The following is an 11901-nucleotide window of genomic DNA, read 5'->3' on the forward strand; positions in this document are numbered from 1 at the left end:
CTCGCGACGCATAGGGTGGTCGTCGCAAATCACCAGAGGGGACGATCAGCGATGTCGACCGAGACGATCGAATTCCAGGCGGAGGCCCGCCAGCTCCTGCAATTGATGATCCATGCGATCTACTCGTCCAAGGACGTGTTCCTGCGGGAGCTCATCTCCAACTCCTCCGACGCGCTGGACAAGCTGCGGCTGGCCGCGTTCCGGGATAAGGAACTGGAGGTGGACACCGACGATCTGCACATCACGGTGTCGACCGACCCGGCGACGCGCACCCTGACCGTCGCCGACAACGGCATCGGGATGAGCCGGGAGGAGGTCGTCGACCTGATCGGCACCATCGCCAAGTCCGGCACCAGCGAGGTGCTGGCCAAGTTGCGCGAGGCCCGGGAATCCGGGCAGTCGGAGCAGGCGTCGGCCGAGCTGATCGGCCAGTTCGGGGTCGGCTTCTACTCCAGCTTCATGGTCGCCGACAAGGTCACCCTGGTCACCCGCAAGGCCGGCACCCACCAGGGTGTGCGGTGGGAGTCGACCGGGGAGGGCAGCTACACCGTCTCCGACGAGGCGGACGCGCCGCAGGGCACCTCGGTGACCCTGCACCTCAAGCCGGAGGACACCGAGGACGAGCTGCACGACTACTCGAGCCCGATGACCGTCCGGTCGATCATCAAGCGCTACTCGGACTTCATCACCTGGCCCATCCGGATGGCCCCGCTGACGCCGCCGGCCCCGCCGGCCGGCGATGACTCCGCCGAGGGCGAGGATGCGGTTGACACCGTCGACGCCGAACCCGAGCCCGAGACGGTCAACTCCCGCAAGGCGCTGTGGGCCCGGCCGCAGAGCGAGGTGTCGCCGGAGGAGTACACCGAGTTCTACCGGCACGTCAGCCACGACTGGCAGGAGCCGTTGCAGACGATCCGGCTGTCCGCCGAGGGCACTTTCGAGTATCAGGCCCTGCTGTTCATTCCCGGGCACGCGCCGATGGACCTGTACTGGCGGGACGCCAAGCGCGGTGTCCAGCTGTATGTCAAGCGTGTCTTCATCATGGACGACTGCGAGGCCCTCGTCCCCGAATACCTCCGGTTCGTCAAGGGGGTCGTGGACGCGAACGACCTGTCGCTCAACATCTCCCGGGAGATCCTGCAGCAGGACCGGCAGATCCGGCTGATCCGCAACCGGCTCGTCAAGAAGGTGCTGTCGACCGTCAAGACGTTGCGGGACGACGAACCGGAGAAGTTCGCGACGTTCAACACCGAATTCGGCCGCGCGGTGAAGGAGGGGCTGCTGGGCGACCCGGACAACCGGCAGGCGATCCTGGAGATCCTCACCTTCGCCTCTACCCACGACGCCGACAAGCCGACCACCCTGGCCGACTACGTGTCTCGGATGCCCGAGGGCCAGAGCGACATCTACTACATCACCGGCGAATCGCGCACCGCGCTGGAATCCTCGCCGCACATGGAGGCCTTCCGGGCCAAGGGTTACGAGGTGCTGCTGCTCACCGATCCGGTCGACGAGATCTGGGTGGACGCCGTCCCGGACTTCGACGGCAAGAAGTTCGCCTCCATCGCGAAGGGCGAGATCGACCTCGGTGGCGAAGAAGTCGACGAGGACACGACGAAGGACTTCGGCGATCTGCTCGGCTGGCTGACCGCGACGCTGATCGACGACGTCAAGGCGGTGCGGTTGTCACACCGCCTGACAACCTCGGCGGCGGTGCTGGTGGGCGATCCCGGCGACCTCACCCCCACCCTGGAGAAGATGTACCGGGCGATGGGACAGGAGCCGCCGGTGGTGAAGCGGACGTTGGAACTCAACCCGCAGCACGCTCTGGTGACCGGTCTGCGGGACGCCTACCGGCAGCGGCCGGACGATCCCGGGCTGGCCGAAACCGCCCAGGTGCTCTACGGAATGGCGCTGCTGGCCGAAGGTGGCGAGCTGCCCGATCCGGCCGCCTTCGTCGGTCGGCTGGCCGGTCGGCTCGCGGCGACGCTCGGCTGAGGGGTAGGGCCCGGGCACCCGGCCCGGGCGCCCCGCCCACCTGGGCCAGTGGCGCAGGACCGGCTTTCTTGAACCGGTGATGCACCACTCGCCGGCGAGTCGGCTCGCCGGCTCGCCGGACCCCCGACGGGCGGCCCGCGGAGCTGGCGGGCGACGTCCGGGCGGCCCCGGCGTTGCGTCCCGATCGGGCGATATCCCTGAATGAATGTCGCGTGATTCGGGGGCTTCGTTCCCGAACGGATGATTGTGCGATGGGCGGTATCCGATGAACGCATGTGAACGTCCTGTGCGGCATGACCTTCGCCTTCCTGGTGCACCCCCGCGCTGATCTCCGGCAGGACATGGCCCGATTGGCCAAGCCGCTCGGCCTCGTCCCGACCATCGTGTACGACCACGCGCTGCGGCGACTCCCGTTGGCGCCGTTGCGATTCGCTTCGGTCGGCCTGAACGGGCGCGAGGTCGGCCGGCTGATCCTGGTGCCCTTCGGAGCACGGCACCTGCTCACCGATCGCCGCACGGGTGCCCGCAAGGTGGCGCAGGCCGTCGATCTGGCCGCGGCCACCGGGGCAGACATCGTCGGGCTCGGCGGGCTGACCTCGCCGGTCACCAACGGCGGGCGACAGCTGGCGCGGCGCACCGACATCGGCATCACGAACGGCAACGCCTTCACCGCGGCGACGGTCCACCGGCAGGTCCGCGCGCTGCTCCGGACCGCCTCGGCCGGGCGGATCGCGGTGGTCGGCGCCACCGGCAGCGTCGGGTCGGCGGTCACCCGGCTGCTCGCCCGGGACGGGCTGGGCGCCGACCTGCTGCTGGTCGCCCGGGATCGTTCCCGGCTGGACCCGTTGACCAGCGCGGTGGGGGCCCGCAGCGCCACCGACCTGGCGGCGATCGCGGCCTGCGACGTCGTGGTGCTGTTGACCGCGGCCGCCGACGCCCTGATCGGCGCCGAGCACCTGGGCCGCGGTGCGGTGGTACTCGACGCCACCCAGCCCCGCAACACCGGTCCCGACCTGCTTCGCCGGCGACCCGACGTGCGGGTGCTGGACGGCGGCGTGGTCGACGTGCCGGGCCTGATGCTTCGCGGCGGCTCGATCGGCCTGCCGCCGGGCCAGGCGTTCGCCTGCCTGGCGGAGACCATGTTGCTGTCGCTCAGCGGGCATCGCGGGCATTTCAGTCTCGGCCGGCCCACCCTGGAGCAGGTCGACCGGATGGTCGAGATCGCCGATCGGTTCCGGGATCAGGGCTTTCGTCCGGCCGCCCCCAGCTCCTTCGGTCGCCCGATCGCGCCGTCGGCCTGCGTCGCGCCGGCCGCCGCGAGCGGGCTCACCGGAGTGGCCGCGTGACGCCGCGGCGGATCGTGCTCCTCGGCGGCGGGTACGTCTCGCTGTTCGCCTACCGCGCGTTGCGCCCGGCCATCCGGTCGGGCTCGGTCCAGGTGACGGTGCTGTCGGCGGACAGCCACCACAACTTTCACGGCTTCACCGGCGAGGTGGTGGCCGGGCTGCTTCCGTACCGGCTGACCCGGGCTCCACTCGCGACACTGATGCCGCTGGCCGATGTCGTGCACGGCACGGTCCGCCGGGTCGACCGGCCGGCGCAGACCGCGGTCGTCGCGCCGGCGGACGGCACGCCGGACCAGTTGGTCGGCTATGACCAGCTGGTCGTCGGGACGGGGGGCCGGGAACCCCTGGCTGCGATCCCGGGGCTGGCGACGTACGGGTACTCCCTGCGGGCACCGGGTGAATTCCACCGGTTCCTGCGCCGGCTGGACGACCTGGTCCGTACCGGGGGCAACGAACCGGTGGTGATCGTCGGGGGCGGCTCGGCCGGCGTCGAGCTGGCCGCCGCGGTCGCCGGCCGGTTCCGCCGCGGCCGGGCCGAGATGCCCGTCATGCTGGTTCATTCCGGTGCTGGCCTGCTGCCGGGCAGCCCGCCCCGGATGGGCGCCGCCACGCGGCGGGAACTCGCTCGGCTGGGTGTGCTGGTGCGGCTGAATGTGCGGGTGCGGCGGGTGGGCGAGTCGGCGGTCGAGCTGTCCGACGGCAGCCGGGTCGCGGCCGCCGCCGTGCTGGCCACCCACGGGCAGCGCCCGGTCGGCATTCCCGGGCTGGCGGACCTGGTCCACGACGAGCGGGGTCGGCTGGTCGTCGACCCGACCTTCCGGGTGGCCGACACCATCTGGGCCGCCGGCGATGCCGCCCGGGTGGCGCACCCGGTGACCGGGCGCCCGGTCCCGGCCAACGCGCTCTGGGCGATCAAGGCCGGGTCGCACCTGGGGCGCAACCTGCGCCGGGTGATCGGCGGTCGGAACGCCGGTCGCTTCCGGTACCGGGGGCTGGGCCAGGCCATGGCCTTCGGCGTGGGCCGGTCGGCCGCCGAACTCTACGGCGTGCCGCTGTCCGGCTGGGCCGGTTGGCTGCTCCGGCTGGCCTTCTTCCTGCGGTTCATGCCGCTGCGGCGGCAGGCCCTGGGGGTGCTCGCGGCCCTGGCCCGGCCGGCGGTGGTACGGAACACGGCGTCTCGATCGGCCGGGCGACGTCAGGATCTGCCGGGCGACGTCCCGACCGTCCGGCTGCCGGTCACAGCGGATTCCTGGGTTCCGGCCACCTGATGCCGATGATCCGCAAAGCCGTTCCGCACCCGGGTGGAGTGTCCTGGGGTCCGCCAGTGTGATCCCCAGGAGGACCCGTGTACCAGCCAGCCCCACCGCCGCCCGCCCCGTCCGCTCCGCCGCGCCGGCGCACACCGCTCATGGTGGCCGGCGCCCTGGGGGTGGCCGCGGTGGTCGGCCTCGCCGGCGCCGTCGGGGGCACCACAGTGGTGGCCGGCACCCCGACCGCGGTGGAGGGCATCGCCGCGCAGGCCTCCCTGCCGAACCTGTATGGCGACGGATCGTCCAACGGGTCACCGGGTGACGGACAGCTGTCCCCGGGGTACGGCCGCGGTGACCAGGGATACGGCGGACCGGGTTTCGCGGTTCCCGGCGACGGTGGGTCCTCGGGCAACGGGTACTCCGGTGACGGGTCCACCGGCTCCGGCAGCGAGGTCCCGGTGACCGCGGAGCAGCAGGTCGGACTCGTCGACATCGACACCGAGCTCGCCTACCAGGGCGCCGCGGCGGCCGGCACCGGGCTGGTGCTCACCGGTGACGGCAAGGTCCTCACCAACAACCACGTCATCGCGGGTTCGACGTCGATCACGGTGACGGTGGTCAGCAGCGGCCGGACGTACCGGGCGACGGTGGTCGGCGCCGACGTCAAGGACGACATCGCCGTGCTGCAGCTCACCGACGCCTCCGGGTTGACCACCGCCAACTTCGGCACCTCGCAGAACGTCTCGGTCGGGGACGCGGTCACCGGCGTCGGCAACGCCGGCGGGGACGGGGGAACTCCGTCCGCCGCCGCCGGTGTGGTGTCCGCGCTGAATCAGCGGATCACCACGCAGGCCGAGGGTGCGGCCGCCGGCGAGACGCTGACCGGGTTGATCGAGACGAGCGCGGACATCCAGGCCGGCGACTCCGGTGGCCCGCTGTTCAACGCCGACAACCAGGTCATCGGCATCGACACCGCCGCCTCGGAGGTCTCCGGGCAGAGCGTGAACGGTTACGCGATCCCGATCGACACGGCGTTGGGCATCGCCACGCAGATCGTCAGTGGCGACGAGAGCGACGGCGTCCGGCTCGGGTACCCGGCGTTCCTCGGTGTGCAGGTGCAGTCCGCGACCACCGGCACCGGGTCCGGCGCGGGCCGCGGCCGGTCCGGCTCGGGGACCACCACCGCGACGTCCGGGGCCGTGATCGCCGGGGTCGTCGACGGGTCGCCCGCCGCCGACGCGGGGCTGACCGCCGGGGACACCGTCGTCGGGATCGATTCGACCGCGGTGTCCACGGCCGACGGGCTGAGTTCCGTGCTGGCCGGTCACCGGCCCGGCGATTCGGTCACCGTGACCTGGCTGGACGTCGCGGGCGCGCAGCACTCGGCGTCCGTCACCCTGGTCCAGGGCCCGGCTGCCTGAACGAGGTGGTGGGCGGTCGCACCCGGCCCGGAACGTCAGGCCACCACGGGGGCGGGCAGCAGGCGGGCCGCGACCACCGCCGCGGCCAGCGTGACCGAGGCAGCGATGGCGAACCCGATCGTCGTCCCCGTGTGCTCCCCGCCGGGGACAAGGGCGATGCAGGTGCTCATCACACCGACCCCCACGACCCCGCCCAGTTGCCGGGCGGTGGACACGACGCCGGACGCCTGCCCCCGCTGCGCGTCGGCGACGGTGCTGAGGGAGGCGTTCGTCATCGGGCTGAGCAGCATCCCAATGCCGACGCCCGCCGGTACCAGGCCGGTGCCGACGACCCACACCGAGTCGAGCGCCACCCCGGCCGCGACGACGAGCAGACCGGCGGTGAGCGCGGCGCTGCCCGCGGCGCCGATCCGCCGGGCGCCGACCCGGGTGTAGGCCGTGGCCACCCACCGGGTCGCGAACAGCAGCGGGATGACCATGGGCAGCAGGGCCAGGCCCCCGGCGGCCGGGCCCAGGTCGAGGGTCTGCTGCAGGGTGATGGCGCCGTAGATGGTGGCCACGGTCATGCCGAAGCCCAACGCGGCCAGCACCAGCGTGCCGCCGGTGAACGGTCGGCTCGCGAACATCCGCAGATTCAGCACCGGGTCGGGCGCTCGCCGGCAGTGCCCGACGAACGTGATCAGCCCGACGATCCCGACGGCGGCACAGGCCATCGTCGGCCAGGCCAGGAGACCCCAGGCCGGGAGCTGGATCAGGGCGGTCACCAGTGCGGTCGCCCCGACGATCAGCAGCGCCGCTCCGGGCACGTCGAATCGAGCGCCCGCGGTTCGCCGGTTGGCCGGCCGTGCGGTCAGGATCAGTACGATGCCCGCGCCGCCGACCGGGATGTTGATCAGGAAACCCCATTGCCAGCCGATGAATTGGGCACACAGCCCGCCGATGGCCGGGCCGACGGTGGCAAAGGCCTGGCCGACGCCGGCGTACACGGCGAGTGCCCGGGCCCGGGCCTCGTCGGCGAACTCGCCCAGGATGATCGACAGAGTGGCCGGCATCAGCAGGGCGGCCGCCGCCCCGGCCATCGCCCGCCAGCCGATCAGGGCGAGATCGGTTCCCGCAAAGGCGATGCCGGCCGACGCGGCGGCGAAGCCGGCCATGCCGACGACGAATGCGGTGACCGGGCCGATGGTGTCGGCAACGCGCCCGCCGATGGGCAGGAGCACCGCGAGGGCCAGCAGGTAACTGGACACCACCCACGCCACATCCGCCGGCGAGAGGTCAAGATCCTGACCGATGCTCGGCACCATCACGCCGATGATGCTGGAGTCGAGCACCAGCAGCACCATCGTCAGCGTGCAGGCCGCCAGTACCCGGTTCATTCGCCGGTTCACCGTCCGTCCGCCTCGCCAGGAATGGTTCCGCGACCATCATCGCTGCCGCCGGCCCGGCGCGCCCCGGGGCCAGGGTGATCTAGCCCGTCGGTAACGGTCCGTCCGCGACGCCGATCAGGCTCCGGATCAACATCGCCCCGTGCTGAGCGACCGCGACGCAGCCCACGAAGGTGTCCGCGAGCGGTTCAGAACCCGGTTGCACGACCTCGACCCCCCAGTCGCGGAGCACGACCACCTCGATGCGGACGGCGCCGTCCCGGGTCGGGTCCGAGGTGCGGAGCGCTCGGCCGGCGAAGTCGACGCACGATTGCCGCACATCGGCGGCGCTCACCGCACGGGGCCCCAGCGTCGTGGTCGCGAGGAGTTCGGCCGGATGCGGCCGGTCGCAGGAGAGTTGGTCCGTGCGGGAGGGGTCGGTCGACAGCAGGCAGGTCCCGAACGCCGCGGGCAGCGTTCCGTCGGTGAACACGCCCTCCAGGCGGCCGGAGTAGGGAACACCGTCCACCGAACCGATCAGGCAGGCCGACCAGTGCTGGCCCTGCGCGCGTTGCGCCCGGCCGGGCCCGACCCGGGTGTACCGGAACTGCGGCTGGGCGGCCCAGACGATGGACGTGCCGGAGGGCGTCTGGACCACGGGGGCGATGGACCCGGTATAGGCGATCGCATCGATCGGACACTGGGAGATCTGGCTCAGGTAGTCGGTTGCCGAGATCCGCGCCGGCGGCGCCGGGTCGGCGGCGGCCGAAACGACCTCCCCGACGATCCCGCCGTCGCAGGGGCCGACGGTGAGGGTGGGGTAGTCGAAGACATCGTCGATCTGCGGTGCCGGATTGTCGAAGCGGGGCCACGGGTCGGCGATCCACGTGACACAGTCACCCGTCGAGGGCGGCCCGGGGACGGCGCCGGCGGACGGCGAACCGGCGATCCGGCGCCCCGGAATGTTCGGAATGACGATCGCGGCCAGCAGCACGGTGGCGACGATGATCGCACCCCACCACCGTCGGTCCACCCCATCGACGGTAGGCCCATGGTCGCTCCGCAGCATCGCCGAGGCCACCGGTCTGCTCCCGAGACGAGGGATCAAACCCCGGCGGGCAGGCTGAGCTCGAACCGCGCGCCGCGGCGGCCGTCGGGTCGCGGAAGGCACTCCACATCGCCGCCGGCATTCCGGGCGATGGAGCGGGCGATCGGTAGGCCGAGTCCGGAACCCTGGCCGCCCCGGTCGGTGGAGAGCCGGACGAACCGGTCGAAGATCCGATCCCGCTGGTCGGCCGGCACGCCGACCCCGTCGTCGGTGACGGTGACCGTCACCTCGTCGCCGGCCGTCGTGCGCCGGGTTGCGACGGTCGCCGTGACCGTCCCGCCGGCCGGGCCGGCCTGGGCTGCGTTCTCCAGCAGGTTGGCCAGCGCCCGGCCGAGTTCATCCGGGTCGATCCGAACGGAGTTCACGTCCGCCTCAATGCGCAGATCGACGTGCAGGTCGGGCCGGCGAAGCGCGACGGCATCCACCTGCTGCCGCACCACCTCGATCAGATCGACGCGCTGCGAACGGGTCTGGTGTTCCGCTGCACTGTTGTCCATCCGCGCCATCAGCAGCAGATCGTCGACGAGCCGGGCGGCCTGCCGGGACTGTCGCACGATCGCGACCAGTCGCTGCTCCCGCTCGGCCCGATCCAATTCGTCGAAGTCGGCGCGGAGCAACCCATCCGAGCCGGCGACGATCCCGGCCAGCGGGGTCCGCAGATCGTGGGATGCGTCGGCCAGGAACTGACGCATCCGCTCCTGGGCCTGCTGGGCATTCGTCTCGGCCGCCTCCAGGGCATCGAGCATCTCGTCGAACGCGACCGCGGTGCGGCCCAGGTCGGTGTTCGGCTTGGTCGGGCGCAGCCGCCGGCCCCGGGCACCGGCGCCGATGCGGCGGGCCAGCGCCGCCATCCGGTCCAGCGGCCGGAGCGCGACGCCGACCAGCCGGACCAGCACCAGGCCGGTGATCAGCAGCGCCGCCACCCCGGCCACCACCTCGATGGTCCGCAGCGCGGAAAGCGTTCGCTCGATATCGTTCTCGCTCACCTGCAGCTGCAGGACGCCCGGTGGCACCGTCACCTGCGCCGTCAGCTGCCCGTCGGATTCGCTGAACCGGACCACGGGTTCGACGGCCGGTTGCGGGAGCGGTGGGGCGGCACCCGGCGGGTTGCCGGGCTCGGGGGCGTTCGGTGGGGCAGGCGCCTGGGGCGCGACGTCGGCCCGACCGACGAATTCCTCCCCGCCGGCCGTGAAGGTACCCAGGATGCCGCCGCCGGACATCTGGTCGGCCAGCGTCTGGCCGGTCACCCCCTGCTGCTGCAGGACGACCGCGTAACCGGCCCGGTCCTGCAGCCGTTGCCGCAGATCGTCCCGTAGCGAATTGCCGAGCACGGTGGTCACCACGACGCCGAGCAGGGCCAGCACCACGGCCAGCAGGACCAGGACCGACACGACGACGCGGGCCCGCAACGACCCGGTCCGGACCGGGCGGTCCTCCTCCCGGGTGTCCGCGTCACCCACCGCGGCCGTCGGCGGCGCGGCCGGTGGATGGTCCGTCGTTGGTCGACTCATCCCGGCTCGGTCGCCGCGGCGGGCACCGGTGCCGCGAGCCGGTAGCCCACTCCCCGGACGGTGTGGATCAGCCGGGGTCCGTGCTGGTCAAGCTTGCGTCGCAGTCCGGAGATGAACGCCTCGACCAGATTCGGGTCGTACGCCTCGTAGCCCCAGACCTGGGTCAGGATCTGGGTCTTGGACAGCACCCGGCCCCGGTGCCGGGCCAGGTAGAGCAGCAGGCGGCGTTCCGTCGCGGTCAGGTCGATCTCCTGGCCGGCCCGTTGCACCATCCCGGCGTCGTCGTCCACGATCAGGTCGGCGACCTCGATCAACTGGGACGACAGCCGCCCGGAGCGGCGGAGCACGGCGGTCACCCGGGCCAGCAGTTCGGCCACCGCGAACGGCTTGACCAGGTAATCGTCGGCACCGGCGTCGAACCCGGCCAGCCGGTCGTCGACACCGTCCAATGCGGTCACGAAGATCACCGGAATGTCGGTGCCGCCGCGCAGGACACGGGCCAGCTCGAGGCCGGAGCGCCGGGGGAGCATGACATCCAGAACGGCCAGATCCGGGCGGAAGCCCTCCGCGACCGATGCCGCGGCCACCCCGTCGGCGCTGACCTCGACCAGATGGTCCTCCACGACCAGGATGCGCACACCGGAAGCATTCACCGGATCCACTATGCCGGGCCCGGCTGAGGGTCCGCTGAAGATCGTTGCCGCGGGTACCGCCTTCAGCCCGCCTTCAGCATCGCCGGTCAGGGTGGGTGGAGCCGGCCCGAACCGCTCGGATCGGGTCCACCAGCAGGAAGGGCACACCTCATGAACGACCCATTCCACCACCGGCGGGTCTCCGTCCGGGGAATCACCATCGCCGCCGCCACGGCGGCCGTGCTGATCGGTGGCGCCGCGGCAGCCGCCGCGGCCGACGACGGCGGCAACTCCACCCCCAGCAGCCAGGGATCGAGCACCAGTGCGTCCCCGACGGCCCCGGCAGCAACGGACCCACCGTCGGGTTCCGGCGACGGCTCGGCGACCCCGACCCCGCCGACGCCGAAGCCGCATCTGGACGGGACCGTCACCTCCGTCGACTCGGGCAGCATCACGATCACCGACCCGGAGGGCTTCACCCGGACGATCCACCTCAGCGGCGACACCACCTACGGGGACGGACTCTCGCTGCCCGTCGCGGCGGGCGCGCGGATCCATGCCGAGGGCGCCGTCGACACCGACGGAACGTCCCTGGCGGCCACCGTCATCGCCGCTGCCCCCGAACCGCCGACCCCGGGTGCGCTCGGACCGGGCGGCGGTCCGGCCGGACCGCCCGCCCCGCCCGCCGATGGCAGCGCACCGACCCCGCCCGCCGATGGCAGCGCACCGACCCCGCCGGCACCGCCCACGGACGGCAGCGCGCCCGTCCCGCCGGCACCGCCGAGCGCCCCCGCGGGGTGAGGTGCGCCGACTCGCCCGATACGCACGTTCAGGACGGCGCCGAACATGCGTGTGGGGCGAGTCGGCGGCGTCGCAGTGGGGCCGGACAGTGGGGAAGGTGCGGACGGCCGAGGTCGAGAGGTCGGTGCCCCCAGCAGGATTCGAACCTGCGACACACGGTTTAGGAAACCGATGCTCTATCCCCTGAGCTATGAGGGCGGGCCCGCACCGGCCAACGGCACGATGCCGGCGGGAACGGAGCGAGCACAGCGTACCGCCTGCGTCTCGTGGAGGCGGCCGACCCGGTTGGCCGCGTCCTGGAGTTGATCATGGGCTCATTGCCGTTATCCGGGCCCCTGGATTCATATGGTCGATGCAACACACCCTGACTGAGGAGTGTTGCGTGTCTTCAAGATCGATGACCGGCCCGCGGAAGCGGGTGTACGACTGGCAGGACAAGGCCGCGTTCTTCGGTGCGGTGATCGCCGGCA

9 protein-coding genes and 1 tRNA gene are annotated in these 11901 nt (G+C 72.1%); 5 read left to right on the forward strand and 5 right to left on the reverse strand.

Features of this window, described 5'->3' with window-relative positions; all coding sequences use genetic code 11:
* Window positions 1-51: 51 nt before the first annotated feature.
* The 4 genes from htpG (at window position 52) to ACILSK_RS16805 (ending at window position 6015) form a co-directional block, all read left to right on the forward strand.
* Window positions 52-1998, forward strand: a complete 1947-nt coding sequence (gene htpG / locus ACILSK_RS16790) for a molecular chaperone HtpG (RefSeq protein WP_395728320.1) — start codon at window positions 52-54, stop codon at window positions 1996-1998.
* Window positions 1999-2273: 275 nt separating this feature from the next.
* Window positions 2274-3344 carry a semialdehyde dehydrogenase gene (locus ACILSK_RS16795; RefSeq protein ID WP_395728321.1) on the forward strand — a complete coding sequence of 357 codons (1071 nt, stop codon included), beginning with the start codon at window positions 2274-2276 and terminating at the stop codon, window positions 3342-3344.
* A complete protein-coding gene (locus tag ACILSK_RS16800) occupies window positions 3341-4612 on the forward strand; it encodes an NAD(P)/FAD-dependent oxidoreductase (protein ID WP_395728322.1) in 1272 nt (423 codons plus the stop codon). The genes ACILSK_RS16795 and ACILSK_RS16800 overlap by 4 nt, the downstream gene beginning before the upstream one ends.
* A 77-nt stretch (window positions 4613-4689) precedes the next feature.
* A complete protein-coding gene (locus ACILSK_RS16805) occupies window positions 4690-6015 on the forward strand; it encodes a S1C family serine protease (protein ID WP_395728323.1) in 1326 nt (441 codons plus the stop codon).
* 35 nt (window positions 6016-6050) lie between these two features.
* Here ACILSK_RS16805 and ACILSK_RS16810 read toward each other — a convergent pair whose 3' ends face one another.
* From ACILSK_RS16810 to ACILSK_RS16825, 4 genes are all read right to left on the reverse strand, one after another.
* Window positions 6051-7391 carry an MFS transporter gene (locus tag ACILSK_RS16810; RefSeq protein WP_395728324.1) on the reverse strand — a complete coding sequence of 447 codons (1341 nt, stop codon included), beginning with the start codon at window positions 7389-7391 and terminating at the stop codon, window positions 6051-6053.
* 91 nt (window positions 7392-7482) lie between these two features.
* On the reverse strand, window positions 7483-8412 hold the full coding sequence (locus ACILSK_RS16815; protein WP_395728325.1) for a hypothetical protein: 930 nt from the start codon (window positions 8410-8412) through the stop codon (window positions 7483-7485).
* 71 nt (window positions 8413-8483) lie between these two features.
* Entirely contained in the window at window positions 8484-9998 is a 1515-nt protein-coding gene (locus tag ACILSK_RS16820; RefSeq protein WP_395728326.1) for an ATP-binding protein, read from the reverse strand.
* On the reverse strand, window positions 9995-10651 hold the full coding sequence (locus ACILSK_RS16825; protein WP_395728327.1) for a response regulator transcription factor: 657 nt from the start codon (window positions 10649-10651) through the stop codon (window positions 9995-9997). Before ACILSK_RS16825 ends, ACILSK_RS16820 begins: the two co-directional genes overlap by 4 nt.
* Window positions 10652-10801: 150 nt before the next feature.
* Here ACILSK_RS16825 and ACILSK_RS16830 point away from each other — a divergent pair, with 150 nt between their 5' ends.
* Window positions 10802-11431, forward strand: coding sequence for a DUF5666 domain-containing protein (locus ACILSK_RS16830; protein WP_395728328.1), 630 nt, complete (start codon window positions 10802-10804; stop codon window positions 11429-11431).
* A gap of 125 nt (window positions 11432-11556) precedes the next feature.
* Here ACILSK_RS16830 and ACILSK_RS16835 read toward each other — a convergent pair.
* Window positions 11557-11629 (reverse strand) — tRNA-Arg (locus ACILSK_RS16835).
* Between the last annotated feature and the right edge of the window lie 272 nt (window positions 11630-11901).

This window comes from Nakamurella sp. (genome assembly GCF_044224575.1).
In the GTDB taxonomy this organism is placed as follows: Bacteria; Actinomycetota; Actinomycetes; order Mycobacteriales; family Nakamurellaceae; genus Nakamurella.